Origin of the sequence: Mesorhizobium sp. M2A.F.Ca.ET.042.01.1.1 (genome assembly GCF_003997405.1) — a bacterium.
Taxonomy (GTDB): domain Bacteria; phylum Pseudomonadota; class Alphaproteobacteria; order Rhizobiales; family Rhizobiaceae; genus Mesorhizobium.
Genome location: NZ_RZRX01000063.1, coordinates 1 through 26,398 on the forward strand (window position 1 = coordinate 1; position 26,398 = coordinate 26,398).

Genomic DNA, 26,398 nt, shown 5'->3' on the forward strand with positions numbered 1-26,398 from the left:
GTACCGTCCTATGTACCAGCTGACCGCCCCCTACGGGGGAACCGGGGCCTCGGTGTATACGTAAAGGGGGAAACGAATTTTTTCAGAAAAGGTCCGCATGCGATACGAACTGATCAGGAAGGAACCCGAGGGAACCTGGAGTGTCTGGGATGGACACCAGGGGGCACCCGCAGAGTTCGAGGGGAGACCCGCCGAGGGGCTCAGCCTGGAGGAGGCTCAGGACATCCATGCGCTGCTGGAGAGCGCCGACATGAAGCGCAGGCTCTATCGGGGTCACATCGCATGACCGTCCTTTGGTGGAACGGCAGGGTCCCTGTGAGGGGCGAGCCCTGGGATCAGCGTGATGGTCGGGGATGTCCAGCGCGCCGCCGAGATGCTCCTCGGGTGGCCCCAGAAGGGACCCCTCTGGACCCGAGCGGTTCAGGCCTGCGTGGACGCCATGGAGGGCAAGGTCACACCGGACGTGGCTCGGGAGCCTTCCGTGAGGCTGCTGCGGAGGAAGGGATGTACCTGCGGAATCTTGAGGTGACACCTGCGCTCGAAGAAAATGGCAGACCCACCTCTCCCAGAAATCGATAGCGTATTGAGAGCGCAGGGGGGAGGTGGCCATCAACGCTGAACTTTGCCTGTCTCGGCAATTATTTTCGGGTTGGGGCCAATCGATATCGTATAACTGAAGTTCGCCACGCCTTTGGCCTGCTTGTGCCTCGGCAGGCTGCGCACAACCCAGTCATAGACGCCCGACACCATGCATTGGTCATTCGCACAAGTGACCATGACGCTGTTGTCGCGGACGCTGTAGCCCCGTTCAGGCCACCGCAGGAAATACGTTCTCTTGTCCTGAAGGATCGAGCTTAGGTCCGTCCACTTGCCATAATAGTCGACCGTCGGTGCGTAAGACGCCTGAACTTGAGCAAGAGCTAACGCGGCGTTGTCCCCATGATGCTCGATGAGCCCTTTGATAAACGCCACCGCAGCGTTCTCCAGTTCCTTGGCGTTGGCACTTACTGGGGGGGCTGGCGCGGGGTCAGGCATTGTGGGTATTTGCGAGGTGTCCACTGGCGGCGGACTCACAGCGACATTGGTGACCCTGAGGTCTGCCATTTCGCTTGCTGACAGGTACCGCATGTCGGATCTATCGTAGCTCAGCGCGACCTGCATGAGCTTTGGGTCGACCCCCATTTCCGTCATGTAGCCCATGACCAGGGCGGTACCGGCTTGAATTTGAGCCACCGCCTCGTCGGCGGACATTCCGCTATTAATATCGAAAGATGACCTATGGACGCCAATGGAGCCCGTCTCGGCTACTCGACGGACACCACCCAAGAAAGCCAGTGAGCAAGCCGAGGCGCACTGCAGTTGGCGGACCTGAAGGGTGTCCAATCCAGCCGCACGGATCATGCGTCCCAGTTGTATCGCCGTGCCGACGCTGCCGCCTGTTGAGTTGAATACGATGACCCTGGCGCCGCTGTTCACTACCGCGTTCCTAAAGCTGCTCAGGGGTTCGTTAACGCCAAACTCACCGGAAACCACGAGGAATGGCTGCTCGCCCGGGTTGGAAACCGGAGTGTACTCAAGCGCCGCAACTGGAGACGCTGCTGCCGCAACAATCGACCCAACTACTAGAACAAGGAAAACGGTACGCACAACCTGACAAAGCTCCAGACCCACCGTTCAGATAGCAGCCGATTATCCGTCTAATTCAAGTGCTAAGTTCCGCGAATTGACCGTCCCAAGCCCGGGCTGAATCAGACGCCTCTTTCAGGTACTTGTTGCGGGCCTTAGCTGCGCTTTTGCACATTGAACTTTTCGACAACGTTCTTGCCCACCCCTGACGAACGAATAACGACGCCTATTTCCTGAAGCGGGTTGTCTTCTGCCGGGTCAGACGACAGCCAATTTTGGCTGGAGATGACAGCAGCATCGTCATCCCAAATGAGCATCTTAGCGTGTAACATCGGGTTGCGAACCGGGCGAATCTTGGCTCCAAGCTTTGATGCATCGATTGTCATTTCGGCCACGTCTGTTCCTGTAGCCTTGCCGCTTGGTTCGCCATAGTAGATGTCGACCTCTACACCATTTGCCTGCGCCGCCGCCAATGCTGGCGCCAAGATCGCACTGCGCCCCACATCAGAGAATTTGTGGCTGGTGACAAAAAGCCTCGATCGACATTCGTCTCTGGCATTGAGGACCAACCCCGCGTGCTGTTGACCTTGAACAATCGCGAGCGAGGTTTTGCCGCTGGAACTGGGCTTCTCTCGTTGAGTTGTGGCGATTGCGGTCAAATCACTTGTCAGCTCGGTCCAGTGACCCAACGATCCGCGAGACAGTTCGGCTAGAAGGTCTGCCACGTCAGCAACCACTTTTGGGTCTCTGAGCCGAACGGACGCTTCAAAGCTGGTAAAGCCGCTATATAGCCAATTACAAGAGCCAATGATGGCCAACAGTTTCTCTGGTGATCCATCGTCAGCTAGAATGATTTTTGAGTGAGACGTCGTCGAAAAAGGATGAACGCGTAGGTTGTCGATTTTTTGATCTTCCACGAACGCTCGAATTTTCTGGACCACTGCCAAGGTGGATTTCCGTTTCTTGGCCTCTCCGTCTTGGCCCCAAAGAATATCAACGGTCGCACCGCTGGCGAGAGCGCGCTTAATGTGCGGGAGTAGGTGTGTGAAGCGGTCTTCGGCGATGAAAGTTGAATGGATGACTACCCGATGCCGGGCCTTGCTGAGGACAGATAGTAAGGCAGTCTCGTGATCCGAGCCGCCCAAAATGATGTCATTCGTCGAGAAATGAACTTGATGGATCGGGAGATTAGCCCGGGCTGTCAATTCAATGGGCTGCGGAAGGAAAACTGTATGGCTCTCCCCGGGTGCCTTCCCCTTCTCAGCTCTTTTGGCCGCTTCAACAATTGCTTCAACAAGCGGCTTGGGCGCGCGTGGCGTTAGCCCTTCAGGCTGACCGTCACGAACAGTAACCAAGGCCCAGCGGTCCATGAGCCGGTCCCCGTAGTTATCCATTGCAACGAACATCTCGTCATCTTGGAAAAGTGCGTCCACAAGCGCTCTGGCACCCTCTAAGACTGGCCGCTCTGGCCTCTGTATCCAAACAACGGTTTCGTATTTGGCTCGTTCTTCGACCATATGTTGGTGCAAAAATGGGAGGTCACGTGTACGAAAGACAGCTCCAGTGAGCTGATCGACGACAAAATTAATGCTCCTGCTCAACCTGCGAGGTTCGGTTGGTAGGCTGTCGAACTTCGTTACTACAAGCCCTTCGGGGGTGATCTTAAACTCTATGCCAGCGCTGGTCTGGGTCATTTCAACCCAAGCTGCTCTCATGAGGCGTATTACTGCCTCAACAACTAGCCGCTGCGGAACGCTTGCTCTGTCGGCCAATTGCGCAGATGTGGTCGGCGCCTTTGCGATTTCATGGAGGAGCAAGTGTTCAAGTATGCTCCATGATCGGCCCTTATCGAAATGGAATTTGCGTCTACCTTGGAGGACCGGAACTGCTACACGAACGATAGTCATTTGGACGCCCCTTTGACCAATCGTTCGGCGGAGATTATTGCGGCCGCTCCTAGCTTTCGTTGTGCCTCAAGAGAATCCAAAAATTCCTGCAAAAACTTAAGGTCGGGCCCGTGCTCACTGTTTTTAGCCGTGATGAGAACCGATCGTAGGAAGGCAATTGATCCCACCACGATCATTCTCCACTGAGCGCGACTAAGCAGGACGTTCATTCTTCGGAAATCACTCAAGAAGCCGAGAGCCCGACGCGCTGACGTATGGTGATTGTTTCTGACCAGCGAGACTATGACCGCGTCAGCCTCGTGTCCTTGGAATGAGTCGACCGTTTTGCAAAATGAAAGGGGGTCTGGAGCGCCAGAAAATTGTTTTAGGATGGGGAGGCTGTTGAGATTGTCGCCGATCTGATTTTTCAACCGCCTTACCTGCTCGCTGTAAGGCGATAGAACAGCGAGGGTCGGCGGCTTCTCTAGACCATCAGTTACTTTCAGCAATCGCAGGCAATTCAGCACGACCGCCACCTCGTCGGGATTATGCCAACGCGGGTAGCGCTCGGACTCCCTCATATTCATTGTTGACTGAATCCAGGGCATGTCCACGAAGACAATTGGAACGGCTGGGAGTGCGCTGGGATCAACTGACGTGACGGGGGATAGGTTCGATGAGAACCGAGCCTCCGTATCGGGATGACTTTTCAGATCACCTTCATAAAATGCATTAGAAACAATCTGGGCGATTGCCGGATGCATCCGGTGCTGCAACGTCAAGCGCTGCGCGACCTTTTTTGCGGTCGGCTTTGCCTTCTGCACCCGAAATTCCTCTTCAATCAATCGCTCAAAAAGGAGGACGCATCCGATTGCAGTGGAGCAAAGTGCCTCAAAGTCAGGGCTCTCTGCTTCAAGTTCGTCGAGAACCTCGTCTGTGGAAGGATCTCGGAGTGATTTGCCGATGAATTCTGCTCCGATTTTGAGTGCGATCCTGACGGATTCCGGTTTGCCTAAGAGCTGTATCATCGCTTGAGAGCCATAGGGGGCAAGTTGCCTGTGGTCACCAATCATAAGGCGCCGATAGGACAGCAAAAGCGCTGCGAGCAGTTCGCCCCCGTTGGCTTTGCCGGCTTCCTCAACGATAACCCAATCAAACTGGCCCTTCTCTTCGATGAGCCTTTCCAATTCGTGCGAGTTCGTAGTGGCGAATACGATGTTGGCCCCACGGACCAGAAGCCCTTCCATTGCTAATCGCCCCTGAACGACCTTGTTCATTGCAACAGTGGGGCTGGGGTTTGTACCAGTTACCGTTATTAGATCGTGTAGCGTTCGCTGTAACGCGGGTGGCGCTTCCCGTGCCAAGGGGCTCTTCGCCAATTGATTAATCAATTCCTGAGTTTGCCGTTTGATTTCATACTTGCCAGCATCTTCCTTATTTTCTTTTGGCTGGCATCTGACGATTACTGTCTGGTTACGTTGATCCCCGAGGGCCTTATCGATCTCATGCATCAGATGATTAACGGCAGAATTGCTTTGAGCGGTCAAAAGCAAGCGCGCGGTCGCATCGTCGAGGAAGGCATCTCTGACCAACTCGCGTACCAAGCGGGTTTTGCCAACACCTGGAGGGCCTTGCACCAAGAATAGAGGGACCGTCTCTACGATTGATTTCATCGCTTTCTGTTTGGACTCGTCCAGTCCTTCAAACAGGTCCTTCGCTTTGATGGCCTCATGAGAGTCAAGAATACGAATGCGAGGATCAACGATCATGCTAAGCAGTTCTGAATGAGCTGACAGCGCGCCTAGCGCTTTGATGCGCCTTCTTAGCTGAATATCACGGCCAACATGATCGCTGCTGATAAGGATGGGGTCCTTTATTGATGCAACGGGAGAGGAGCCGGTAAAGATGTAAACTGGGGAAGCTCCTTTTCGCGTTTCCTTTTTTGCAAACCGCCAGGTTGTGTCCGAGAATTCCCGTTCTCCGAGATAGCGGGCCTCGGTGAGGACCCATTCCGCACTACGCCTCTCTTCAAAGAGGGCTTCCTCAAATCGTTTCGATGGCGCCCGGAGTCCAAGGGCAGTGGAGAGAGCATCGCGTTGAGAATCCGCACGGAGTGCGAGTCCGATTGAGTATTGATCGCCTTCGGCGCTTGAATTGGTGTGGCGGGCTGATTCGGGCACAAGGTCGACCGGGAACGCATCAGCTGCTGCGAAGAGGGCCTCTAGGAACTGGGTTAAGGCGAGAGCTTGATGGGTCTTCTGGAATCGGTTGGGTCTTTGCTGGATTTTCGTCAAATCTGCCTGAAGGCTCGTCCAACTCGACAGTTTGCCGCGCAGGCGCGGAAGTCGTTCATTCGCGTCCTTCGTTGACATAATCTCAAGCGCATTTGCTTGCACAGGAGTTTGGCCAACGATGTTGACGTATGCTGGGTCCGAGCCTTCCGCGTGATCGCAGTACGCCATATCCCAGGTCGCCACCGCATTTGCTCCTGACGGCCTGAAAGGTGTCAATGAGTATGCTAGGTTGGCGCCACGCAGGACCAAGCGAGGGTCGGATGTTCCGTTGTTCAGTCCGAGGAGAAGAACATCTTGGCTCAAATCGCTCGCAACAAACTTTAGTTGCGCCTCTCGGTCGCTTGTTTCGATGTCTCCGTTCGATAGTTCTCTGATCCGCTCCGAAAGTGGCGTTCCTGTTCCCAGCCTGAGAGTAAGGTAAAACTTGGCAGAAACTCCTGCCACCTCCGCCTCCAAGCTGCGCACGATTTCTTGCACTCGACGCTGGACGAATTCGCCATCCAATCGGTCAAGTCGTTCTGCTCTTACCAACTGTCTAAGCAGACGCGCCTCGTCAGCGGAGAGATGGTCGGCAACCTGAAACGCAGCAATCCGCATATCGATGATGCGGGCTTCGCTTGCACCAAGCAGGTCAGCGCAAAGTACCCCAAAACTTCGCCAGTCTTCTAGGAAGGAAGCTGGTCGGGTGTCAGCCTCCCTTTTTAGCTTCGTTGTTTGCTTTCCATGCGCAGCTGTAGTTAGTCGGAGAGACCACTCGAAACCGGTAAGTTGAAAGTCGATCTCATGTCCGCCGGAGGCGAGAACCGACCATCTGTCTATGTTTCGGTGCAGCAAACCCTGGCTATGAAGGATCTCCAAACCTGAGGCGAGTTGGGCAATGTTGCGCCAGAGGCGCGCCCTGTTTGCGGGAATTCGTGGATTTCGCAACCAGTGAGATTGGAGGCCCTGCTTCAGCAATACCTCAACAGGTCGACGTTGCCCGAGGTCCAGAACTAGGTAGAACCCTTTTTCATCGAACGTTGCGAGATTCAATCCCGCGATAGTGCGAGCCGCGCCCGGATAACCGCCAAGTCTGTAGAGTTGCCGAATCTCGTGCTGCCAAATTTCGCGAAGCTCTAAGTCATCCTGGCCTGGAATCCTGTGCCACATCTTGATGAGAACAGGACTACCGTTATCGTCAGTTCCGGCGATCAACGAAGGGCGGCCACTTTTCTTATCGGCGCGGAAGAGGAAAGGCTCCTCCGCTCGGTAAGCATCGAGTAGCTCCCCCTTACCACGACGTGTTCTACGAATTTTGTTTGCCATTTCCCCCTCCGCCCAGACCCTGCTTTATCAGAAAGCTCCAAGTAGACGAAAGGGAAAATTTCATTTTTGCAGTATAATTGCCAGTCGTCTCGTAAAGAAACGCGATGACGCGCGACAACAGGTCGGAACGACCCGGCGGGGTCTACGCTATGCTGGCAAACGAGCAAAGCCGTAACGGCGGTCAGCCAAATGAAAACGTAAAGGATTTCCCCCCTAGCGTACCTGTGCCGGTACCCCTCATGCCTGTGGAGACGAAGTTGAACGGGCCGCTCGATCCATCACTACACGTAAATGTTCCGCTGCCTTGCCTGTTGTTCACGTATACAAAGTCACCCTGGCACTTCCGACCTTTGTTGCTGGTGATGGTCAGGTTCCCGGCGCCGTCTGCGTAACCTGTCGCGCTTCCTGTGAAAGTCTCCGAGCCGTCTCCAGCCTGGCCCCTAACGGGTAGCGTCATGGCGCATCCGCCGAGCAACAGACATGCGGCAAAACCGGTGATCAATTTCTTCATCTTAGCCCCCGTGATAACTTCGGGCGCATACAGGCACAGGACGGCTGGTAGCTCAAGCGCACTTTGAATCTGTCCACTGGCCATGCCAGTTCTGGTTCAAATGATTATCTTCATTAGCAAGGCATCATGTTTGATTTTGTCGTGGGGACGTCCTTCTCCACGATTGCCTTCGTTAGCGGAGCTTCTTCGGTAATCGGACTTTTTTCCTCGGAGAGCATGTGATTGATAGCATGTCGGCAACAAAAGCCGTGCTTCAAATGGAAAGCCGACATCATGGTCAACTACAAAGTAATGTTTTTTGGAAGACAGGGACGCCTCGTGAGCAAGAGGATGATCGCCTGCGAAGGGCATTGGGAAGCCTGCGAATGGGCGTGGAAACACAAGCCTGCTCAGGCGGGAGACTTCCACATCGAAGAGGCGGACCACGAGCATGATCCAGAGGCTCAGCGTCGCAAGGACGATGAGACGATTAGTGCGGCCTTCCACATCCTCCGCAAGCGAGCAGGGATGATCAAGCTGCCATAGGGCACGGATGGGGCACCTTTCGCAACCGTAACGAAACGCAAGGTGCCCCAGTCGCTCTACCCCCTATCGCCACGCTTCCCGCAGACCGGGCGGAGACAACGGACGGGAGCGTAGCCTAGGGGAGAGAAACGGTTTATGCGCCTTCCGCTATCGCCATGGCGCTCTGATGTTGCGCCAGTTCAGTCTCGGCCAAGGAGTCGGCGGTATCTGTCACGTCAACCTCGGGACCGCTCAGGGCCGGGAAGAATGACGTGAGTTCCGTCTTGGTCACCTTAGGTGCCCCCGCCGTCAACTCGCGCAGTGGTTTTGTCTCGGCGGTATAGGCAAGGCCCGTCGCAGGGTCGTGGGTGCCACGCTGAATGCCCGCTCGGACCTCTGCTAAGGCCATGCGATCTGCACGATCAGCGGCGGCAGCAGCCTCAGCCTGACCGGGCCTGTCCGCGCCGTGCGAGCGCGTCCGAACGTCTACCTTGCGGATGGCGTCGCGGACCAACTGCATGGCCTCGCGTTCCTGCTTAAGCTGGCGCTCAAGCTCCTGGCGCTGACCCACAAGGCTCGAGTTCTCATTGGTGAGACGCGTGATTTCGGCATTAAGCCTGCCGATCTCGGTGGAGTTGTCGAGCGCGTTGAGTTGGGCGAGGAGTTCCTCGCGTGTGATTGGCTTCTTGGCCATGTTCTTCCTTCCTGATGTCTGGTTAGTGGGGCAGCAAGGCTGCGATGGTGGCAGCGGTCGCGAGGACCACGTAGATGGCGGTGAGATAGCCGATCATGGGATCAGAACTCATCCGCGTCAGGCAGTGACTGCCACCACCAGTCATAGGCCTGCGGTAGTCGGGCAGGGTCCAAACGACCAGTGACCACGTCGGACACGATACGACGGGCGAACGAGTCATCCGTGCGGGAGGCCGCATAGACCAGAGAGGCCCAACGCTCGTCTCCAATGTGTTCGGATGCCACGGGTGTGGCCTCCATCACGACTGTCTCGACAAGGGTTGAGGCAGTCGCGGCGTCCACCCCAGTGGCCTCGGAGAGGCGGGTGAGCGTGTCGTTGAAGTCGCCTGTTTCGACCAGGGTTTCCACGCCGTCCACGAAGGCCTCGGGGGTGAAGCATTCGGCAACGGCGTCGAGGGTCTCAGACAATGACGGGGTCGTGTCTTCGTCGTCCTTGATCTCAAGTTGGTCCTGGAGGGCCTCAAGTTCCTCGTTGGTCATCTCGTCAATGTCGATATGTTCGAGAGGGTCGTGACCGGCAGGGATGGCTTCCGGGTTGAGGCCTGCGGTGGGGGAGAACGGAGCGGCCTCGGGGAACCCTTGGGGCGCCGCTGCACCTCCAGAGAGACCAAGCTCGGCTGCAATGTCGGCATCCACGTAGGTGTTGAGACCAGCCACGAAGACCTTGCCCTCAGGGGCGGGACCAGCGGCGGAGCCTGAGGCATAGTTCGGGTTGCTCGGCGTCCAGCCAGAGCGGGGTTCGTCAGGGCTAGGCCTGCGCATCATTCCATCATCGGACATGAGGTTATTCCTTGTTGTGTTCAGTCGCTGCATCAGCAGCTGAGAAGCCCAGCGGCCTTGAGGGCCATCCGGGTGTAGTCGCGGAGGGTCAGGGACAGTCCGTCGTGGGTGGAGACAGGTGAGGACCAGAAGTCCTTGCCGTAGATCGTGTTGGCGTGGTGGACGAAGTCTCGGCCAAGGAGCCGGTGCGTTGCCCCTGAGGCCTCCTTGATCAGCTTCGTTCGACCGATGGTCTTGCGGAAGTCACCCAGAAGGGCACCGGCTCGAGTTGTCAGGAAGGCTTTGCGGTTTTCCCAGAGGCCACCGGCGTTGCCTGTGTCGTAGTAGACTTCCATCCACCCGACGAGCGCCAAGGCGTTGGTGACGGCCTCGGTATAGGTTCGCCTGTCGCGGTGCTGCCAGTTGGCGAGGAGACCCTTGGCCTTGGCGATCTGCGGCAATCCCTTGTGGATGTCGGCGGGGCTGAGGCAGAAGGTCTGCGGCTGTGACATGCGCCGTTCAAGGCTCCTGAGATCCACCCGGATACGCTCGGCCAGCTGGGCATCGGTCTGGAGGTAGACAGAAATGGCGTGTTTCAAGATCGCCAGTTCGTTGCGGGACGGGAGGCGAGCCAGAGGGTCCCCTCGGGAACTCGCGGCGTCCCTATGAGTGCTGCAGTATCGGGAGACACCGTAGCGTCTCCGGTCGCAGCCAGGGCAGGAGCAAGGTTTACGTTCGTTGATGATCTGGCGGCGCCGCAATTGGGCGCCATTGTCGGGGGCCTGGACACCAACACGCCAGTCGCGCGGGTGACCCCGAGTGACGGGAGATGCCATGAGGTTTCCTTGGGGTTACTGAAAAGCGCCGTAGTTCTTGAGACCAGACGACGCGATGTCCATGAAGGTGGACATTGGGTTCGGCTTCAGAGCGTTGACGGTACTCTGGGCCTGTAGCTGCTGGGACTTGCCAGTCATGATGTAGTTGGCCTTGGCCCCGTCCATCTGGTCCTTGGCGTTGGCGATAGAGAGGGCAGTCTGGCGGGACTGTTCGGCTACGCGGAGACCAGCGGTCGGCCCAGTCATGCCAGCGCCTGAGGCTACAGCCGCCGAATGGGCACGGTCGCCCTCCAACTGGGCCTGATAGCCATCCTTGAGGGCGGCATTGGTGTTTACGATGAACTCGCGTTCATTGGCGGCTTGCTGCAGATTGTAGTTGGTCAGAGCTGCCTTTTGTTTGTCGCTCGCTACAGCTGCCTCACCGGCAGCACTTGCGGCCCCGGCAGCAAGGCCGAGGACTAATCCGAAATCGCACATGGCGACCTCCTATGGTTGATGATGGTGATGAGGGTAACTCGGGATAACTATCGGCGAGCCCATGGATGAGACGGCTTTGCCGTTCATGGGAGAAGCGATAGGTCTCCGAGCTAATCCTGTTAATTAGGAGATCGAAGAGGTGTGGTTGTCTTCACCAATCCGAACTCTGCTTTTGTCTTCTCTAATCGGTCTTCCAAGGGCAGCTGGCAGCACGGTCGGTTATCCCATGAACGGCGAAGCCGTCTCATCCATGGGCTCGCCGACTTATCCCGCCAGTAGGGTGACCTTGAGTTTCCCTATAATAGCTATGTTGTAGCTTAGCGTGTTGAATTGGTTATAGTTTTCAGTTTCCATTGGCTTTTTGGGTGTTGGATACGTAACCTCGTCGCGACAGGCCGTTCACGTGTCTTGATACAGCCTGCTGTGAGATGCCCAGCAGCTTGGCCACGTCCCCTTGCGTGAGACGACGGGTCGAGAGGTCTTCCAGAAAGCCCTGGATCGTGGACCGCATGTCGCCACGACTCCCCTGCATTGTCTGCTCCCACGCAATATCTGCCTCGGACAGGAAGGGTGCGGTGGGCGCGCCACGGATTTCTGGCTGCAGCCTTTCCAGGTCATAGGCAGGGCAGGGCGTGTACTGAAGGCGTCTGGTGGTCGCCTCGGATAACCCCAAGATTGCCGCGATAGCAGAACGTCCGATGCATCGCGCCGTGAGTGCCTTGACGGCTTTGTGGTTGAACTCGCCCTGGTCTCGCTTGGCGGCGGACGCGGCCAAAATTGAATTTCGGCGGCGGCCCGAGGCCGTCTCGTTGGTGGTATGCAGGTTGATGTCAGTGCCTTTCCTCAGGCCGTAGGGGCCGTCCTGAGTCGATTGATGAGAGGAGTGGTGTGAGGCGCCGGGAAATCCGAACGCCTCTCAGGGTCGCCCGGAGAGTCAAGGAAGCGTCATGCGTCCCCGCCATCCCGGAACGTCTTGAGTTCATCTGCGGTGTGGCGCCGGGTGAACCAGTCGGGGATTAGGTCCAGTGTGTCCGCAGGGCGTTGGGTGCCAGCCGCGACGAACTCCTCGACTTGAGACCACGTGAGGTAGAGCGTGTCCGAAGGGAGCCACCCGAGGAGCCGGAAGGACCAGAGGGTTTTCATGATATCCTTGAGGACATCGATGCGAATGCGGTGGTTAGTACGCACGCGTTCCATCTCACCTGCGGTGCAGCCTTCGGGGGCCATGGCGCCGTTGTGGGCGAGGCGGCGGGTAGCACGAGTCAGTCGGACAGGAAGGGGTGACTCGCGTGCCCAGTGGCGTTTGTCTGGGTGGGGAAACGTTCTCGCGAGGCTTGGGATGGTCGATGGGTTGCGCAAGGCTGCACGGAGGGCGAGCAACTCGGCATCGCCAGCCGCGTCCACTGGGGCGGTATAGGTCATTGATCCTACATGTTGTGGTAGTGTGGTGAATAGGCGCCAAATGCTGTGGCGCGAGCTTGGGTGATCAGAAGGGACCCCCAAGAGAAAACTAAGCAAGACAGGGGAGAGAACATGGGGAAGCCCCAATGGAGCTTTCCCTGTCTCTCTATGACGATATAAAGCGGTAGCTAATATTAATACATGCTGATGAGCGTCTTGCTCTTCTCTATATGAGGCTTCAATCGCGTTGCCGAGCCAGGGCCCACCAAGAACTTTGCCTGTCTATATGGGGCCCTATTGGAGACGCTAACTTTCTTCTTATTTTTCCCTGTATGGCAATCAATCAGCCGACCTCTTCAGAGAGTCGAATCGTCCCCCTCACTGCGGTGTGTCGATCCAGACTCTTTCCAGGTAGCTACGCTTCTTTTCGAGCGAATAACCCCTGCCGTAGTTCTTGGCGACGTTCTGGGCATCATGCCCCATAATCTCTTCCTGAATATCTGCGGGGCAGTCCGTGTCCCTGAGGCGGTCCTTGAGCCGGTGCCTCAGGCTGTAAACGACTTTCTTCTTGTCCTTGATTACCGTGCGAAGTCTCTTCATGAGGGCCTGAGAGGCGCTGTCGGTCTGCCTGCCGGTCGCGTAGGAGGGGAACAGGAACGCTGTGCCGTCCTTGCCGTTGGCGAGTAGCTTTACGCCTTCCAAAGCGGCCGGTGAGAGGGGCACGACGCGCACAGCGTTTTTGCTCTTGCCGACCGGAATGGAAATGCTGGAGTTCCCAAGGTCCACCTCGGAAACCCTGCGTTGACAAATTTCCGCATTGCGCGCTCCGGTGTCCCTGAGGATGGTCCACAGAATGCCGAGGACATCTTCCTTCCCTTTCACCATTACAGGTGCCAGCGCCTTCATCTCCGCCTCAGTGAACGGATAGCGGTCTTCGCGACTGGCCGAGGCACCCTTGATCTCCAGCTTTTCCAGGGGATTCTTGATGTCCAGATCATGCTCCCGGATGGTCCTATTGATGGCGGCGCGGAGAATGGTGAGCATTCGCCGCACAGTGTTTGGGTTTAGGTCTGTCAGCAATGCGTCCCTGACCTTGCGAGCATCCTCTCTCTTGAATTTCTCCAAAGGGCGTTTCGTTACGGCGTCCTTGCCCAAGGCAGCTACCATCCGGGATTGAAGGCTTTTAACGTGGTTGTTCTGACGCTTGTTCTTCGCCTCATCAGAGCCGCGCTTGGCGTCGACCCAGAACTGGAGGGCCTTGGCAACGGTATAGGTCTCGGCAGGAAGGCGCTGTTCGCCGATGGCACGGATCACCTCAAGGGACACCTTGGGCTTCTCTCCGCGCTCCTCAGCCCTTTCGTAATCTACGACCATTTCAGACCAGAGCCCGTCCAATCCCTTCATGCCATCTCCATCCCCCCATCCGAGGCCTGCGATGATGGTCTCCAGTTGCTGGCGTGAGGCTCCCGCTTTCCTGAGGGTTCTGAGAACCATCTCCCGGTCGGTCGGCTCGGCGGCATTCTTAGCATTCTCAAAGAGCCGGTCGGTCTCTTTGTGGACTTCGCCGTACCGCTTCATGGCGGTAGCATAGTCGGCGCCCAGGGCCTTCTTGATCTCAAGGAGACCAATGGTTTCCCGCAACGCCTCAGGCACCGCGCGGCGATAACGGTAGTGCCCGTTCTTCGATTTGGTGAGGTGTGGAATAGACATGGCAGAGCCCCCTTGGAATGGGACCTCTGTACCGTTCTCTGTACCAAACTGTCAACCGCAACACATGGAAACCATGGTTTCTGCGGCCTCCAAGCGGTTTTGTGGTGCCCCCGGCAGGGATCGAACCCGCGACCTTCGGTTTACAAAACCGCTGCTCTACCAGCTGAGCTACAAGGGCACGGCGCTCCGGTAGCATATTTCGTGCGCCAGTAAAGACAAAACTCCGTTTTGGGTCGCTAATGGATGGCTCGGCTTGGCCGGCATGCTGAAAAGCGCCGTGCGGCTTCCTACATCTTGGTCAGGTGCAATCGCATCGAACGGGGTGCCGCATGATCAGATTCGTCATCATCCTGCCGCTCATCGTCGTGACCTGGCTTCTGCTGGTGAAGGTCGTCAGCGATCTGAAGAAGGCCAATATCGACTGGACCGGCGTCGCCACCTTCGTCGGCTTCATCGTGCTGGCCTTCTGGCTGAGGCATGTCACGGGGATGGGGTGAGGGGAGTGAGTAGGGAATAGTCAGTAGTGAGTAGGGTGGCACGCTCGGTGCGCCGCCTGCCCCCTACCGACTACTCACTACTCACTACTCACTCGACTTTCATAGTCGCAAAAAAATCTTCGAACCTTTTTCGGGGCCGCGACGACAGATGATCAAGAGGCGGATGGTTCGCCTCTCCAACGAAACCAGGAGATCGTCATGTTCAAGCGCACCATCGTTTCCGGCCTCATCGCCACCACCGTCGCCGCCGGCTCGCTCGTCGGCACCGTCCAGCCTTCGGCTGCTCACAACCATCACAATCGCGAGCTCGGCATCGGAATTGCCGCCGGCGTCGGCGGTTTCGTCCTCGGCAGCCTGCTCTCCCAGCAGCAGCCGCGCCCGGTCTATGTCGAGGAGGGCGGCTATGAAGGTTCCTGGCACGTCCGCCGCTGCATGGCCCGCTATGGCAGCTATGACCCGGATACGAACACCTATATCGGCTACGACGGTTACCCGCACTATTGCCATCTGTAAGAGAAGGCGGACCAGGAAAGAGGGGCTGCACGCGGCCCCTCTTCTTGCGTTTGAGCGTTAGACATTCGCCTGATTGGCTTGATTTGAAGCGAACAACTTTCCCGCCTCGACCGATTCAGGAAGCGGACTTCAGCTCCGGCATCGCCAATCCCGCCGCCTTGCAGGCGCCGCTGACCGAAACGTCATTTATCGCGACGAGCTCAAAGCTGTTTCCGGAGTCGGGATAGATCTTGCCGATGAAAGGCTCGTTGCCGCCGGGAGAGCCCTTGTCGTCGACATAGCCGCACACCACGATCTCGTGGCGGCCGTTCAAACTGCGTTCTCCGGCGAGCATCGTTCCGAACTTGGCGGCGAGCGGATTCTTCAGGTGCTGGCGGACGCCGACGGTGACGATCTCCTCCATCGCCAGCGATATCGGAACCGGATCGACCAGCGGGTTGCTGCTGGGGCTGCCGATGGGCTCGACCGGTGCCGGTGCCGCCGCCACGCATCCGCAAAGGGAAGCGGCGGATAGGAGATAAGCTGTTTTCCGCATCCGCGCCCTTTCGCACGCATCCCGACGTCCCGGCAAGACGGTCCAGTCCGTGGTCCGGCCTGGCTATGCCCGGTCGGCGCCTACCAGGCATCCAACGATGTACAGCGATTTTGCAAGCGTTTAGTCTGGCTTTAACGCCAAGCGAGGGGAAGGTGGCATGGACCAGCAGGATTCCAAGGAAGAACGGGTCGAGCCGGTTTTCCGCAACGGCACCATCACCATCGTCGGCATCCTGCTTGCGTTCTCGCTAGGCTTCATCACGCATTGGGCGGCCAACCCGATCCCCTGGCAGACCTACCATCTGATTGCCGTCCTGCCGATCTTGGTCGGAATTGCGCTGCAGATCCGGGCGCTCGCCATCCTGCTCGACATCAAATCCCTGCAGCGAAGCGTTCATGACCGCGCCAGCCGGATATTCCTCGCCGGGCTTATCCTAGCGGCCTGCGGCGTCGGGCTGGCGATCCTGCTCGATTTCTTCGAGGTAGCGGCCAAGAGCGCCTTGCCGGGCGCGTCCTAATACGCTTTCACGCCGCCGATCATCTTCGTCACCTCGACCGCGGCGTCGCGCACCAGCGGGCCGATCTCGGCCAGCCGCTCGGGCGTGACCCGCACCGTCGGGCCCGACACCGAAACGCCGCCGATCGGCTCGCCATATTCGTTGAAGATGGCGGCAGCCACGCAGCGCATGCCGGGGTGGCGTTCCTCGTCGTCCACTGACCAGCCGCGATGCTTGCTGGTGGCGAGATCATGGGCGAGGGCCGAGATGTCGGACAGCGTCTTGTCGGTGTAGCGCTGCAGGCCCGCTTTGCGCAGGATCGCCGCGACCCGTTCAGGCTCGAGATGCGCCAGCACCGCCTTCCCGATGCCCGAAGCATGGAAGGGGCTGCGCGTGCCCGGTCGGAAGAAGGCGCGGATCGCCTGATGCGTTTCGACCTGGCTGACGAAGACCACGCAATCATCCTCGGCCACACCCAGATTGGCGGTCTCGCCGGTCTTCTCCATCAGCTCTTGCATGACGATGCGGGCGCGGTCGACCAGCTTGCGCCGGCGCAGGAAGGCGGCGCCCATGCGGTAGGTCTCGACGCCGACCGACCAGAGCTGGTCGGTCGTATCGAACTCAACCATGCCGTGGTTTTCCAGCGTCGTCAGCATTCTATAGGCTGTGGAGGCGGCAATGCCGCTTTGCGCCGCGATTTCGCTGAGCGACAGCCCGCTGGCATCAGCGACGATCGCCAGGATCCGCAGCGCCCGGTCGAGCGACTGCACCGAAGCCGCTTCGGAAGGACCGTTGAAGGCGCGCGGCCGGCCGCGCTGGCGTTTTTCCGTCGTTTCCATAGGCGGCATTCTCGCTGAATTCGCGCGAGGTGCAATGGAAAAGTTTTTCATCGTCCTGGCAGGGTGAATTTCTGGAAAACCGAAAATGACGTGAATTCAAAGGGTAAATTCCGTCTGCTAGAAATGAAAAAATATTCTGAAAAAATTGAAAAATCGAAGGCGCGCTGTCACTATCAAGCCAACCAACGAAATGGAGGCTTGTCATGGCCAGGATGCGCGCTGTCGACGCGGCGGTTCTCGTTCTCGAAAAGGAAGGCATCACCAATGCCTTCGGCGTGCCGGGCGCGGCGATCAATCCGCTGTATTCGGCGCTGAAGGCGCGCGGCACCATCCGCCATGTGCTTGCCCGCCATGTCGAGGGCGCCTCCCATATGGCCGAAGGCTATACGCGGGCCAAGGCCGGCAATATCGGCCTCTGCATCGGCACCTCCGGTCCGGCCGGCACCGACATGATCACCGGCCTCTATTCGGCGTCCGCGGACTCCATCCCGATCCTCTGCATCACCGGCCAGGCGCCGCGCGCCCGGCTGAACAAGGAGGATTTCCAGGCCGTCGACATCGCGTCGATCGCCGCGCCCGTCGCCAAATGGGCGATCACCGTCATGGAACCTTACCTTGTGCCGATGGCGCTGCAGAAGGCGTTTCACCTGATGCGCTCCTCGCGGCCCGGGCCGGTGCTGGTCGACCTGCCGCTCGACGTCCAGCTTGCCGAGATCGAGTTCGACATCGACGCTTATGAGCCGCTCGCGCCCTTCAAGCCGGCGATGACGCGCGCCCAGGCCGAGAAGGCGCTGGCGATGCTCAACGAGGCGGAAAAGCCACTGATCGTTGCCGGCGGCGGCATCATCAACGCCGACGCTTCCGATCTTCTGATCGAGTTCGCCGAAGTCACCGGTGTGCCAGTTATCCCGACGCTGATGGGCTGGGGCGCGATCCCCGACGACCATCGGCTGATGGCCGGTATGTGCGGCCTGCAGACGTCGCACCGCTACGGTAATGCGACGATGCTGGCGTCAGACTTCGTCTTCGGCATCGGCAACCGCTGGGCCAACCGGCACACCGGTTCGGTCGACGTCTACACCAGGGGGAAAAAGTTCATCCATGTCGACATCGAGCCCACCCAGATCGGCCGGGTCTTCGCGCCGGATCTCGGCCTCGTCTCGGATGCTGGTGCCGCGCTGAAGATCCTGCTCGACGTCGCCACCGAATGGCGCACCGCCGGCAGGCTGCGCGACTGGTCGGGCTGGGCCAAGGAATGCCAGCAGCGCAAGAAGACCATGAAGCGCAAGACGCATTTCGAGCAGGTGCCGCTGAAGCCGCAGCGCGTCTATGAGGAAATGAACAAGGCCTTTGGCCGCGACACCACCTATGTCACCACCATCGGCCTGTCGCAGATCGCCGGCGCGCAGTTCCTGCATGTCTACAAGCCGCGCAACTGGATCAATTGCGGCCAGGCCGGACCGCTCGGCTGGACGCTTCCGGCAGCCCTTGGCGTGCGGGCCGCCGATCCGGACCGCGCTATCGTGGCGCTCTCCGGCGACTATGATTTCCAGTTCATGATCGAGGAGCTGGCCGTCGGCGCGCAGCACAAGCTGCCCTACATCCACGTCGTCGTGAACAACGCCTATCTCGGCCTCATCCGCCAGGCGCAGCGCGGCTTTTCGATGGATTACGAGGTGAGCCTCGCCTTCGAGAACGTCAACCGCGCAGGCGATCCGGAGGCCGGCTACGGCGTCGATCATGTCGCCGTCGCCGAAGCCATGGGCTGCAAGGCGGTCCGCGTGAAGAAGCCCGAGGAATTCGCCGGCGCCTTCAAGGAAGCGCAGCGGCTGATGAAGGAGCACCAGGTTCCGGTGGTGCTGGAGTTCATCCTCGAGCGCGTCACCAACATTTCGATGGGCACCGAAATCGACAAGATCACCGAATTCGAGGAACTTGCCGAGAGCCACGAGGATGCGCCGACGGCGATCGTGATGTTGGACTAGCGGGACGAAGGAGAAAAAGAATGCCGCGTTTTTCAGCCAATCTTTCAATGCTCTTCGGCGAGCACGAGTTCCTCGATCGCTTCGATGCCGCCGCCCGCGCGGGCTTCAAGGGCGTCGAATATATCGGTCCCTATGATCACGCGCCGGACGTGGTCGCGGCGCGCCTGAAGAAGAACGGCCTGACCCAGGTTCTGTTCAACCTGCCGGCCGGCGACTGGGGCAAGGGCGAGCGCGGCATTGCCGTGCTGCCCGACCGCGTGCCGGAATTCCGCCAGGGCGTCGCCAGGGCGATCACCTATGCGCATGCGCTGGGCTGCGAGCAGGTCAACTGCCTCGCCGGCATTGCGCCTCAGAGCGCCGATCGTGCGGTGCTGGAAAACGTCTTTGCCGAGAACCTCGCCTTCGCGGCGGAGAAGCTGGAGCAGGCCGGCATCAGGCTGCTGATCGAGCCGATCAACACCCGCGACATCCCGGGCTTCTTCCTGAATTATTCCGACCAGGCCTTGGCGCTGATCGACCGCATCGGCTCGAAGAACCTATTCCTGCAATACGACATCTATCACATGCAGATCATGGAGGGGGATCTCGCCCGTACCATCGAGGCGAACCTTAGCCGCATCGCGCACATCCAGCTTGCGGACAATCCCGGCCGTCACGAGCCGGGGACGGGCGAGATCAACTATCCCTTCCTCTACGACCACATCGACCGCATCGGCTATTCCGGCTGGATCGGCGCCGAATACAAGCCGAAGGCCGGCACCGAAGCCGGACTCGGGTGGTTCAGCGCGTTCGCCGGACAGGGCAGCGCCGCGGCTTAGAGCCGGCGCAGAAGCTGCCAATCTCCCCACTTGTGGGGGAGATGGCCGGCAGGCCAGAGGGGGGCGCGAAGGAACGCGACCTCGACAAATTGACGGAGACACAAATGGAAACCATCGGCTTCATCGGCCTCGGCATCATGGGCGCGCCGATGGCGGGGCACCTCCTCGACGCCGGCTACACGGTCGTTGCCAGCGACCACCGCTCCAAGTCGCCTGCCGACCTTGTCGCCAAGGGCCTGAAGGCCGTCACTGGCCACAATGCGGTGGCCAAGGTCGCCGACATCATCATCACCATGGTGCCAGACACACCCCAGGTCGCGGATGTTCTCTTCGGCGAGAGCGGCGTCGCCGCTGGCTTGTCCAAGGGCAAGCTCGTCATCGACATGAGCTCGATCTCGCCCATCGCCACCAAGGAATTCGCCAAAAAGATCAACGATCTCGGCTGCGATTATCTCGACGCGCCGGTGTCGGGCGGCGAGGTCGGCGCCAAGGCGGCCTCACTCACCATCATGGTCGGCGGCGAGGAAAAGGCCTTCGAACGCGCCAGGCCGGTCTTCGAGAAGATGGGCAAGAACATCACGCTGGTCGGCCCGAACGGCGTTGGCCAGACCACCAAGGTCGCCAACCAGATCGTGGTGGCCCTCACCATCGAAGCGGTCGGCGAAGCGCTTGTGTTTGCCTCGAAGGCGGGCGCCGATCCGGCCAAGGTCAGGCAGGCGCTGATGGGCGGGCTCGCCGCCTCGCGCATCCTCGAAGTGCATGGCGAGCGCATGATCAAGCGCACCTTCGCGCCGGGCTTCCGCATCGAGCTGCACCAGAAGGACCTCAACCTCGCGCTGGAAGGCGCGAAAGCGCTTGGCGTCTCGCTGCCAAACACCTCGACCACGCAACAGCTGTTCAATTGCTGCGCAGCCAATGGCGGCGCCAAGGAGGATCACTCGGCGCTGGTCAGGGCGCTGGAGCGGATGGCGGCCCACGAAGTGGGCTAGCCAGTAGCGAATAGGGAGTAGCGAATAGGGATTGCAGGCCGGCACCTCGCTGTGTTCCGCTTATTCGCTATTCGCTATTCGCTATTCGCTATTCGCTATTCGCTATTCGCTATTCGCTAGGAATTTTCTTGCCGCATAAAGGCTCACCGCCGCCGCATTCGACACGTTGAGCGAATGGATGGCGCCCGGCATGTCGAGGCGGGCGAGCGCGGCCACCGTCTCGCGGGTTTTTTGCCGCAGGCCCTTGCCTTCCGCGCCCAGCACCAACGCGATCTTTTGGCCGTCGAAGGTCTTTTCAAGCTCGGCCGGTCCTTCGGAATCAAGTCCGATCGTCTGGAAACCGGCCTCGTGCAGCTGCCCCAGCGCATCGGCGAGGTTCTTCACCTCGATCTGGTCGATATGCTCCAGGGCACCGGACGCGGATTTCGCCAAAACGCCGGATTCCTGCGGGCTATGGCGTGCAGTCGTGATCAGCGCGCCGGCGCCGAAAGCGACGGCGGAGCGCAGGATCGCGCCGACATTGTGCGGGTCCGTCACCTGGTCGAGCACAAGCACCAGCCTGGTGCCGCCGAGCGCGTCGAGGCGCTTGGGCTTCAGCGGCTCGGCCTCGATCAGCACGCCCTGGTGCACGGCATCCGAGCCGGTGATCCTGTCGATGTCCTTCGGCTCGACCAGCTCGGCCTTGAAGGGCAGGGCGGCGAGATCGGGAATCGACAGCCGCTCCGCCGCGTTGCGGGTCACCAGCATCTTTTTGATCTTGCGGCGCGGGTTGTCGAGGGCGGCCCGCACCGTGTGCAGGCCGTAAAGCCGCACCAGCCCGTCGCCAGGCCCTTCGCCCGGCGGCACCGGCTGGCGCGGCCGGAATGCCGGCGCGCCGCCTGCCTTCTGGTCTCGATGCGCGCGCCTCAGCTTGGCGTAGTGGGTGTCCTTGCGCGTGCCGGGCTTGTTGCTTTTATCGTCGCTCATGCGGGCTTCTATAGCCGTCCCGCCCGGCTAAGGATATGGGCTCAAGAAATGAATGCCGGACATCCTCGAAAAACCCTCGCCGCGCCGGTTGACACCCACCGGCCTTGCCGCCATAAGGCGCTTCGCTGATTTCGGAGAAGATCCTGCTCGGGCTTCGGATCGGCGAAAATGCCTCGTTGCATGGCTCCGGCGGCAGACTGGAGAGGTGCCCGAGTGGTTAAAGGGGACGGACTGTAAATCCGTTGGCTTAGCCTACGTTGGTTCGAATCCAACCCTCTCCACCACTGCCGGCCCGGAAGCCCTGAAACGAAAAGTCTCGGACCGAAAAGTGGATGGCGCTTTTCGGGTGAATCCGGTACCTCAGTGCAAGGGCGCGGGTATAGCTCAGTGGTAGAGCAGCAGCCTTCCAAGCTGAATATGCGGGTTCGATTCCCGCTACCCGCTCCAGATTTCCCGCCCCTGCCGCCAATCGCACAAAAAACGCCGCGCGCCGTAGCGCGCAGCTCATTGCCTTTCGTCCAGCCACTCAGCTGTTGAAGGCCGAAGCGACCTGATGGTTCTGCGGGATCTGGCCGTTCGGCGTCAGCTTGTCGACGATGCCGGGCAGGGCCGTGGAGAGCTGCTGCAGCAGCTCCTGCTCGTTCATGCCTGTGCGCTGGGCGATCTCGCGGATCACCGCCGGCCCGAGCGCCGAGCCGAGATCGCCCGGATTGATCGGCTGGTTCTGGCCGGTGCCGACCCAGGAGTCGGCGACATTGCCGTGGCCGGCATCCTTGAGCTTGCCGAGCAGGCCGCCGAGACCGCCGAGCAGGCCGCCATCGGCCGACGCGTCGGTTCCAGCAGGCGCCGGGGCCGGCGCTTGCGGCGCGGCCGGTTCCTCGCTTCTGCCGCTCAGCATCTTGCCGACCAAAAGCGCGCCGAGCGCGATCATCAGGGGTTTGGTGATATTCCCGCCGGGAACGGCATTGTCGAAAAGGCCCATCGTGGATCTCCTTGTCCAGCCAAGTCCGCCGGCCTCAGAATGGCGCAAACCGACGGAATTTCAAGCTGTCTTGAGCTTTTGACAATCATATGACCATGATGGCGGGGGCGGGGGTATTTGGAGGGAACTATGGGCATCATCAGCTGGATCATTCTGGGCCTTATCGCCGGCTTCATCGGCAGCAAGATCGTCAACAAGACCGGCCAGGGCATGATCATGGACATTGTGCTCGGCATCGTCGGCGCCATCGTCGGCGGGCTGATCTTCAGCGCTTTCGGCTCGGCCGGCGTCACCGGCCTCAACATCTGGAGCCTGATCGTGGCCGTCATCGGCTCGATCGTCGTGCTATGGGCCTATCACCAGATCAGCGGCAAGCGCACGCTGTAGGCCAAGAAAGTCGCAGCCGGCCGGGCTGCTGGGGGTCGATCCTGTCGGATCAGCCCAGATTGATGCGCGTCGTCAGGCGACCATGGCCAATCGGCGCTTCCTCTCGTCGAGCGAGACGATCACCAGGCCACTGGCCATGACCAGCAGGATGCCGCAGACGGCGAGCGCGTTGGGAAACTGCCCGAACACCAGCAGTCCGGATATGACCGCCCATACGGTGAAGCAGTAATAGAAGGGCGCGACCGCGCTTGTCGGTCCGAGCCGGTAGGCCATGAAGATGAAGAAATGGCCGAAGATCAGGAACAGGCCTGCTCCAGCGATCAGCAGCAGATGGCGTCCTTCGGGCATCACCCATTGCTCGGAGACGAGATGCGCCGCGCCTGAGCCGACCAGCACCACCAGGACGGCGGAGATGGCGACGATCATGCCGGGCACCTCGGCGCCCACCTTGCGGCCGGCTATATCGCGAACGGCCGCGAAGGCGGCGTTGCCGAGCGCCAGCAGCGCATAGACCGAAATGCCCTGCATGGTCGGCTGCGCCACCATGAGCGCTCCGACAAAGCCAAGGCCGATCAGCGCCATGCGCGTTGCGCCGATCCTTTCGCCGAACAGCATTGAGGAGCCGACCAGCACGATGAGCGGTGTGATCTGCCCGAGCGCGGTGGAATCCGCGATCTGCATGTTCGCCAGGGCGACGACATAGCAGAGGATCGCCAGGAGCTCGAACAGGTTGCGGCGCAGCACCTTGCGCTCGAAGAGCAGCGGGATCTGCCGGGCATAACCCAGCATCAGGAGCAGCGGCACGCCCCACAGCGTCGCGGCGGCACCACGCAGCAGCAGCACCTCATAGGGCGGCAGCCCGGCGGTCGCGAGCTTCATCATCGTGTCGTTGACGAGGTAGGACCCCGTCGAAACGATCATGAACAATGGACCGCGGATATTGGATGGAATGACCTGCATGCCGCCGACAAGATCAGAGCGGCGCGGCGGCAATGGGCCAGCCCGGAGCCTTTGATTTTACGCGCGGCAGCCCTATATCCGCCCACATCCCCTGAAATCGACCGTCGGTTCGGGTCGAGCGGGAATCCGCTCAGCCACAAGGTACTTGTGTTTTTCGGCCGTTGTCGCTAATCGCCCCGCATTCGACTGAACTGAAGGTCAAGGCCGTCCAAGGAAAGAGACTATGGCAAAAGGTAAATTCGAGCGCACCAAGCCGCATGTGAACATTGGCACGATCGGCCACGTCGATCATGGCAAGACGTCGCTGACGGCGGCGATCACGAAGTATTTTGGCGAATACAAGCGCTATGACCAGATCGACGCGGCCCCGGAAGAGAAGGCGCGCGGCATCACGATTTCGACGGCTCACGTCGAGTATGAGACGGCCAACCGTCACTATGCGCATGTCGACTGCCCCGGCCACGCCGACTATGTGAAGAACATGATCACCGGTGCCGCCCAGATGGACGGCGCGATCCTGGTCGTGTCGGCCGCCGACGGCCCGATGCCGCAGACCCGCGAGCACATCCTGCTTGCCCGTCAGGTCGGCGTGCCCTCGATCGTTGTGTTCCTCAACAAGGTAGACCAGGTCGACGACGCCGAACTGCTCGAGCTGGTCGAGCTCGAGGTTCGCGAGCTTCTGTCGAAGAACGAGTTCCCCGGCGACGACATTCCGATCGTCAAGGGCTCGGCTCTGGCCGCTCTCGAGGATTCGAACAAGACCATCGGCGAGGATGCCATCCGCGAGCTGATGGCCCAGGTCGACGCCTACATCCCGACGCCGGTTCGTCCGCTGGACAAGCCGTTCCTGATGCCGATCGAGGACGTGTTCTCGATCTCGGGCCGCGGCACGGTCGTGACCGGCCGCGTCGAGCGCGGCGTGGTCAAGGTCGGCGAGGAGCTGGAGATCGTCGGCATCCGTCCGACCGCCAAGACGACCTGCACGGGCGTTGAGATGTTCCGCAAGCTGCTCGACCAGGGTCAGGCCGGCGACAACATCGGCGCGCTGCTGCGCGGCATCGACCGTGAAGGTGTCGAGCGCGGCCAGGTTCTGGCCAAGCCGGGCTCGGTGAAGCCGCACAAGAAGTTCGTGGCCGAAGCCTACATCCTGACCAAGGACGAAGGCGGTCGCCACACGCCGTTCTTCACCAACTACCGTCCGCAGTTCTACTTCCGCACGACGGACGTGACGGGCATCGTGACGCTGCCGGCCGGCACCGAGATGGTGATGCCCGGCGACAACATCACCGTCGACGTCGAGCTGATCGTGCCGATCGCGATGGAAGAGAAGCTGCGCTTCGCCATCCGTGAAGGCGGCCGCACCGTCGGTGCAGGCATCGTCGTCACCATCAAGGAATAATTGGACTGAAACGGATCTGTCGCGGGCGCGGGAGCTGCCCGCGCCGCGCCAGAACAAGGAATTGACGCATGAACGGACAGAATATCCGCATCCGCCTTAAGGCGTTTGACCACCGGGTGCTCGACGCCTCGACCCGCGAAATCGTGTCGACCGCCAAGCGCACCGGCGCCAACGTCCGCGGCCCCATCCCGCTGCCGACGCGGATCGAAAAATTCACGGTCAACCGGTCGCCCCACGTCGACAAGAAGAGCCGCGAGCAGTTCGAGATGCGCACGCACAAGCGGCTGCTCGACATCGTCGATCCGACCCCGCAGACGGTCGATGCTTTGATGAAGCTCGATCTGGCCGCCGGTGTCGACGTCGAGATCAAGCTCTAAGGGAACGAGAGCGCGGTAAGGGGCGCTGCCCCTGGCCCGGAACTCTAAAGGAATTGAACCGATGCGTTCAGGTGTGATTGCAAAGAAGGTGGGAATGACCCGCATCTACAACGATGCCGGCGAACACGTTCCCGTCACCGTTCTCCAGATGGAGAACTGCCAGGTCGTGGCTCAGCGCACGCAGGAGAAGAACGGCTACACCGCCGTCCAGCTCGGCGTTGGCCTTGCCAAGGTGAAGAACACGTCGAAGGCGCTGCGCGGCCATTTCGCCGCCGCCTCCGTCGAGCCGAAGGCGAAGCTCGCGGAGTTCCGCGTCTCCGCCGACAACATGATCGATGTCGGCGCCGAGCTGACCGTCGAGCATTTCGTCGCCGGCCAGAAGGTCGACGTCACCGGCACCTCGACCGGTAAGGGTTTCCAGGGCGTGATCAAGCGGCACAACATGGGTGGTGGCCGCGCGACCCACGGTAACTCGGTCTCGCACCGCACGCACGGCTCGACCGGTCAGCGCCAGGACCCCGGCAAGGTGTTCAAGGGCAAGAAGATGGCCGGCCACATGGGTGACACCCGCGTGACCACGCAGAATGTCGAGG

General features: G+C 59.9%; 29 protein-coding genes and 3 tRNA genes. 16 read left to right on the forward strand and 16 right to left on the reverse strand.

The window, feature by feature from the left end:
* The first annotated feature begins 97 nt into the window (after positions 1 to 97).
* Both EOA23_RS12105 and EOA23_RS36435 read left to right on the forward strand, forming a co-directional pair.
* Positions 98 to 286 carry a hypothetical protein gene (locus EOA23_RS12105; protein WP_127304311.1) on the forward strand — a complete coding sequence of 63 codons (189 nt, stop codon included), beginning with the start codon at positions 98 to 100 and terminating at the stop codon, positions 284 to 286.
* 87 nt (positions 287 to 373) lie between these two features.
* Positions 374 to 529 carry a DUF982 domain-containing protein gene (locus EOA23_RS36435; RefSeq protein WP_245474144.1) on the forward strand — a complete coding sequence of 52 codons (156 nt, stop codon included), beginning with the start codon at positions 374 to 376 and terminating at the stop codon, positions 527 to 529.
* An 80-nt stretch (positions 530 to 609) separates the two neighbouring features.
* Here EOA23_RS36435 and EOA23_RS12115 read toward each other — a convergent pair whose 3' ends face one another.
* From EOA23_RS12115 to EOA23_RS12125, 3 genes are all read right to left on the reverse strand, one after another.
* Entirely contained in the window at positions 610 to 1,476 is an 867-nt protein-coding gene (locus EOA23_RS12115) for a hypothetical protein (protein WP_127304312.1), read from the reverse strand.
* A 305-nt stretch (positions 1,477 to 1,781) separates the two neighbouring features.
* Positions 1,782 to 3,320, reverse strand: coding sequence for a phospholipase D-like domain-containing protein (locus EOA23_RS12120; protein WP_189341590.1), 1,539 nt, complete (start codon positions 3,318 to 3,320; stop codon positions 1,782 to 1,784).
* Positions 3,321 to 3,529: 209 nt separating this feature from the next.
* Complete coding sequence (locus EOA23_RS12125; RefSeq protein WP_127304314.1) at positions 3,530 to 7,111, reverse strand: AAA domain-containing protein; 3,582 nt, start codon at positions 7,109 to 7,111, stop codon at positions 3,530 to 3,532.
* Between the two features lie 784 nt (positions 7,112 to 7,895).
* Between EOA23_RS12125 and EOA23_RS12130 the strand changes: the two genes are divergently transcribed.
* Positions 7,896 to 8,147: a hypothetical protein gene (locus EOA23_RS12130; protein WP_127304315.1), complete on the forward strand. Its 252-nt coding sequence runs from the start codon at positions 7,896 to 7,898 to the stop codon at positions 8,145 to 8,147.
* A 133-nt stretch (positions 8,148 to 8,280) separates the two neighbouring features.
* Here EOA23_RS12130 and EOA23_RS12135 read toward each other — a convergent pair whose 3' ends face one another.
* The 8 genes from EOA23_RS12135 to EOA23_RS12170 all read right to left on the reverse strand — a co-directional run bounded on the left by EOA23_RS12135 (position 8,281) and on the right by EOA23_RS12170 (position 14,240).
* Positions 8,281 to 8,820: a hypothetical protein gene (locus tag EOA23_RS12135; RefSeq protein WP_127304316.1), complete on the reverse strand. Its 540-nt coding sequence runs from the start codon at positions 8,818 to 8,820 to the stop codon at positions 8,281 to 8,283.
* Between the two features lie 101 nt (positions 8,821 to 8,921).
* Positions 8,922 to 9,659, reverse strand: a complete 738-nt coding sequence (locus EOA23_RS12140; protein WP_127304317.1) for a hypothetical protein — start codon at positions 9,657 to 9,659, stop codon at positions 8,922 to 8,924.
* Between the two features lie 32 nt (positions 9,660 to 9,691).
* Positions 9,692 to 10,237, reverse strand: a complete 546-nt coding sequence (locus EOA23_RS12145; RefSeq protein WP_127304318.1) for a hypothetical protein — start codon at positions 10,235 to 10,237, stop codon at positions 9,692 to 9,694.
* Positions 10,238 to 10,489: 252 nt separating this feature from the next.
* Complete coding sequence (locus EOA23_RS12150; protein ID WP_127304319.1) at positions 10,490 to 10,951, reverse strand: hypothetical protein; 462 nt, start codon at positions 10,949 to 10,951, stop codon at positions 10,490 to 10,492.
* 343 nt (positions 10,952 to 11,294) lie between these two features.
* A complete protein-coding gene (locus EOA23_RS12155) occupies positions 11,295 to 11,726 on the reverse strand; it encodes a helix-turn-helix domain-containing protein (RefSeq protein WP_127304320.1) in 432 nt (143 codons plus the stop codon).
* A 170-nt stretch (positions 11,727 to 11,896) separates the two neighbouring features.
* Complete coding sequence (locus EOA23_RS12160) at positions 11,897 to 12,373, reverse strand: hypothetical protein (RefSeq protein WP_127304321.1); 477 nt, start codon at positions 12,371 to 12,373, stop codon at positions 11,897 to 11,899.
* A gap of 357 nt (positions 12,374 to 12,730) precedes the next feature.
* Positions 12,731 to 14,062 carry a tyrosine-type recombinase/integrase gene (locus EOA23_RS12165; RefSeq protein WP_127304322.1) on the reverse strand — a complete coding sequence of 444 codons (1,332 nt, stop codon included), beginning with the start codon at positions 14,060 to 14,062 and terminating at the stop codon, positions 12,731 to 12,733.
* A 102-nt stretch (positions 14,063 to 14,164) separates the two neighbouring features.
* A tRNA-Thr gene (locus tag EOA23_RS12170) sits at positions 14,165 to 14,240 on the reverse strand.
* 151 nt (positions 14,241 to 14,391) lie between these two features.
* Here EOA23_RS12170 and EOA23_RS12175 point away from each other — a divergent pair.
* Positions 14,392 to 14,559 carry a hypothetical protein gene (locus tag EOA23_RS12175; RefSeq protein ID WP_095767587.1) on the forward strand — a complete coding sequence of 56 codons (168 nt, stop codon included), beginning with the start codon at positions 14,392 to 14,394 and terminating at the stop codon, positions 14,557 to 14,559.
* 198 nt (positions 14,560 to 14,757) lie between these two features.
* Complete coding sequence (locus EOA23_RS12180) at positions 14,758 to 15,072, forward strand: BA14K family protein (protein ID WP_112130046.1); 315 nt, start codon at positions 14,758 to 14,760, stop codon at positions 15,070 to 15,072.
* Between the two features lie 115 nt (positions 15,073 to 15,187).
* Here the strand turns inward: EOA23_RS12180 and EOA23_RS12185 are convergent, their stop codons facing one another.
* Positions 15,188 to 15,475: a hypothetical protein gene (locus EOA23_RS12185; protein ID WP_245474141.1), complete on the reverse strand. Its 288-nt coding sequence runs from the start codon at positions 15,473 to 15,475 to the stop codon at positions 15,188 to 15,190.
* Here EOA23_RS12185 and EOA23_RS36920 point away from each other — a divergent pair.
* Entirely contained in the window at positions 15,459 to 15,593 is a 135-nt protein-coding gene (locus EOA23_RS36920; RefSeq protein ID WP_281058750.1) for a hypothetical protein, read from the forward strand. The two genes, EOA23_RS12185 and EOA23_RS36920, sit on opposite strands and share 17 nt — an antisense overlap.
* A gap of 171 nt (positions 15,594 to 15,764) precedes the next feature.
* Positions 15,765 to 16,124 carry a hypothetical protein gene (locus EOA23_RS12190; protein WP_127304324.1) on the forward strand — a complete coding sequence of 120 codons (360 nt, stop codon included), beginning with the start codon at positions 15,765 to 15,767 and terminating at the stop codon, positions 16,122 to 16,124.
* On the opposite strand, the gene bhcR is transcribed toward EOA23_RS12190, so the two are convergent.
* A complete protein-coding gene (gene bhcR, locus EOA23_RS12195) occupies positions 16,121 to 16,942 on the reverse strand; it encodes an HTH-type transcriptional regulator BhcR (protein ID WP_127304325.1) in 822 nt (273 codons plus the stop codon). The genes EOA23_RS12190 and bhcR overlap by 4 nt on opposite strands.
* A 203-nt stretch (positions 16,943 to 17,145) precedes the next feature.
* Here bhcR and gcl point away from each other — a divergent pair, with 203 nt between their 5' ends.
* The 3 genes from gcl to EOA23_RS12210 all read left to right on the forward strand — a co-directional run bounded on the left by gcl (position 17,146) and on the right by EOA23_RS12210 (position 20,734).
* A complete protein-coding gene (gene gcl / locus EOA23_RS12200; protein WP_127304326.1) occupies positions 17,146 to 18,927 on the forward strand; it encodes a glyoxylate carboligase in 1,782 nt (593 codons plus the stop codon).
* A 20-nt stretch (positions 18,928 to 18,947) separates the two neighbouring features.
* Positions 18,948 to 19,745, forward strand: a complete 798-nt coding sequence (gene otnI, locus EOA23_RS12205) for a 2-oxo-tetronate isomerase (RefSeq protein WP_127304327.1) — start codon at positions 18,948 to 18,950, stop codon at positions 19,743 to 19,745.
* A 104-nt stretch (positions 19,746 to 19,849) separates the two neighbouring features.
* Entirely contained in the window at positions 19,850 to 20,734 is an 885-nt protein-coding gene (locus EOA23_RS12210; protein ID WP_126061043.1) for a 2-hydroxy-3-oxopropionate reductase, read from the forward strand.
* 102 nt (positions 20,735 to 20,836) lie between these two features.
* Here the strand turns inward: EOA23_RS12210 and EOA23_RS12215 are convergent, their stop codons facing one another.
* A complete protein-coding gene (locus tag EOA23_RS12215) occupies positions 20,837 to 21,700 on the reverse strand; it encodes an RNA methyltransferase (protein WP_127304328.1) in 864 nt (287 codons plus the stop codon).
* Between the two features lie 199 nt (positions 21,701 to 21,899).
* Between EOA23_RS12215 and EOA23_RS12220 the strand changes: the two genes are divergently transcribed.
* A tRNA-Tyr gene (locus EOA23_RS12220) sits at positions 21,900 to 21,984 on the forward strand.
* A gap of 89 nt (positions 21,985 to 22,073) precedes the next feature.
* Positions 22,074 to 22,147 (forward strand) — tRNA-Gly (locus tag EOA23_RS12225).
* 79 nt (positions 22,148 to 22,226) lie between these two features.
* Here the strand turns inward: EOA23_RS12225 and EOA23_RS12230 are convergent.
* Positions 22,227 to 22,682, reverse strand: a complete 456-nt coding sequence (locus tag EOA23_RS12230) for a YidB family protein (RefSeq protein WP_126061041.1) — start codon at positions 22,680 to 22,682, stop codon at positions 22,227 to 22,229.
* Positions 22,683 to 22,811: 129 nt separating this feature from the next.
* Here EOA23_RS12230 and EOA23_RS12235 point away from each other — a divergent pair, with 129 nt between their 5' ends.
* Positions 22,812 to 23,069: a GlsB/YeaQ/YmgE family stress response membrane protein gene (locus EOA23_RS12235; protein ID WP_126061040.1), complete on the forward strand. Its 258-nt coding sequence runs from the start codon at positions 22,812 to 22,814 to the stop codon at positions 23,067 to 23,069.
* Positions 23,070 to 23,141: 72 nt separating this feature from the next.
* Here the strand turns inward: EOA23_RS12235 and EOA23_RS12240 are convergent, their stop codons facing one another.
* A complete protein-coding gene (locus tag EOA23_RS12240; protein ID WP_127304329.1) occupies positions 23,142 to 24,029 on the reverse strand; it encodes a DMT family transporter in 888 nt (295 codons plus the stop codon).
* A 223-nt stretch (positions 24,030 to 24,252) separates the two neighbouring features.
* On the opposite strand from EOA23_RS12240, the gene tuf reads away from it, so the two are divergent.
* The 3 genes from tuf to rplC all read left to right on the forward strand — a co-directional run.
* The gene (gene tuf / locus EOA23_RS12245) at positions 24,253 to 25,428 is read left to right on the forward strand and encodes an elongation factor Tu (RefSeq protein WP_040983039.1); all 1,176 of its coding nucleotides are present in this window, start codon (positions 24,253 to 24,255) and stop codon (positions 25,426 to 25,428) included.
* 68 nt (positions 25,429 to 25,496) lie between these two features.
* Positions 25,497 to 25,805 (forward strand): 30S ribosomal protein S10, encoded by a 309-nt coding sequence (gene rpsJ, locus EOA23_RS12250; RefSeq protein WP_006205468.1) that lies wholly within the window; start codon positions 25,497 to 25,499, stop codon positions 25,803 to 25,805.
* 61 nt (positions 25,806 to 25,866) lie between these two features.
* Positions 25,867 to 26,398 (forward strand): 50S ribosomal protein L3 (gene rplC / locus EOA23_RS12255; protein ID WP_127304330.1); only part of this gene is annotated, 532 nt, incomplete at its 3' end.

Bases quoted from the DNA above. Each gene is read 5' to 3' on its own strand.
- EOA23_RS12105 (WP_127304311.1), top strand. From the start codon at position 98: ATGCGATACGAACTGATCAGGAAGGAACCCGAGGGAACCTGGAGTGTC.
- EOA23_RS36435 (WP_245474144.1), top strand. From the start codon at position 374: ATGCTCCTCGGGTGGCCCCAGAAGGGACCCCTCTGGACCCGAGCGGTT.
- EOA23_RS12120 (WP_189341590.1), bottom strand. From the start codon at position 3,320: ATGACCCAGACCAGCGCTGGCATAGAGTTTAAGATCACCCCCGAAGGG.
- EOA23_RS12125 (WP_127304314.1), bottom strand. From the start codon at position 7,111: ATGGCAAACAAAATTCGTAGAACACGTCGTGGTAAGGGGGAGCTACTC.
- EOA23_RS12130 (WP_127304315.1), top strand. From the start codon at position 7,896: ATGGTCAACTACAAAGTAATGTTTTTTGGAAGACAGGGACGCCTCGTG.
- EOA23_RS12135 (WP_127304316.1), bottom strand. From the start codon at position 8,820: ATGGCCAAGAAGCCAATCACACGCGAGGAACTCCTCGCCCAACTCAAC.
- EOA23_RS12140 (WP_127304317.1), bottom strand. From the start codon at position 9,659: ATGTCCGATGATGGAATGATGCGCAGGCCTAGCCCTGACGAACCCCGC.
- EOA23_RS12150 (WP_127304319.1), bottom strand. From the start codon at position 10,951: ATGTGCGATTTCGGATTAGTCCTCGGCCTTGCTGCCGGGGCCGCAAGT.
- EOA23_RS12160 (WP_127304321.1), bottom strand. From the start codon at position 12,373: ATGACCTATACCGCCCCAGTGGACGCGGCTGGCGATGCCGAGTTGCTC.
- EOA23_RS12165 (WP_127304322.1), bottom strand. From the start codon at position 14,062: ATGTCTATTCCACACCTCACCAAATCGAAGAACGGGCACTACCGTTAT.
- EOA23_RS12175 (WP_095767587.1), top strand. From the start codon at position 14,392: ATGATCAGATTCGTCATCATCCTGCCGCTCATCGTCGTGACCTGGCTT.
- EOA23_RS12180 (WP_112130046.1), top strand. From the start codon at position 14,758: ATGTTCAAGCGCACCATCGTTTCCGGCCTCATCGCCACCACCGTCGCC.
- EOA23_RS12185 (WP_245474141.1), bottom strand. From the start codon at position 15,475: ATGGAGGAGATCGTCACCGTCGGCGTCCGCCAGCACCTGAAGAATCCG.
- EOA23_RS12190 (WP_127304324.1), top strand. From the start codon at position 15,765: ATGGACCAGCAGGATTCCAAGGAAGAACGGGTCGAGCCGGTTTTCCGC.
- bhcR (WP_127304325.1), bottom strand. From the start codon at position 16,942: ATGGAAACGACGGAAAAACGCCAGCGCGGCCGGCCGCGCGCCTTCAAC.
- gcl (WP_127304326.1), top strand. From the start codon at position 17,146: ATGGCCAGGATGCGCGCTGTCGACGCGGCGGTTCTCGTTCTCGAAAAG.
- otnI (WP_127304327.1), top strand. From the start codon at position 18,948: ATGCCGCGTTTTTCAGCCAATCTTTCAATGCTCTTCGGCGAGCACGAG.
- EOA23_RS12210 (WP_126061043.1), top strand. From the start codon at position 19,850: ATGGAAACCATCGGCTTCATCGGCCTCGGCATCATGGGCGCGCCGATG.
- EOA23_RS12215 (WP_127304328.1), bottom strand. From the start codon at position 21,700: ATGAGCGACGATAAAAGCAACAAGCCCGGCACGCGCAAGGACACCCAC.
- EOA23_RS12230 (WP_126061041.1), bottom strand. From the start codon at position 22,682: ATGGGCCTTTTCGACAATGCCGTTCCCGGCGGGAATATCACCAAACCC.
- EOA23_RS12235 (WP_126061040.1), top strand. From the start codon at position 22,812: ATGGGCATCATCAGCTGGATCATTCTGGGCCTTATCGCCGGCTTCATC.
- EOA23_RS12240 (WP_127304329.1), bottom strand. From the start codon at position 24,029: ATGCAGGTCATTCCATCCAATATCCGCGGTCCATTGTTCATGATCGTT.
- tuf (WP_040983039.1), top strand. From the start codon at position 24,253: ATGGCAAAAGGTAAATTCGAGCGCACCAAGCCGCATGTGAACATTGGC.
- rpsJ (WP_006205468.1), top strand. From the start codon at position 25,497: ATGAACGGACAGAATATCCGCATCCGCCTTAAGGCGTTTGACCACCGG.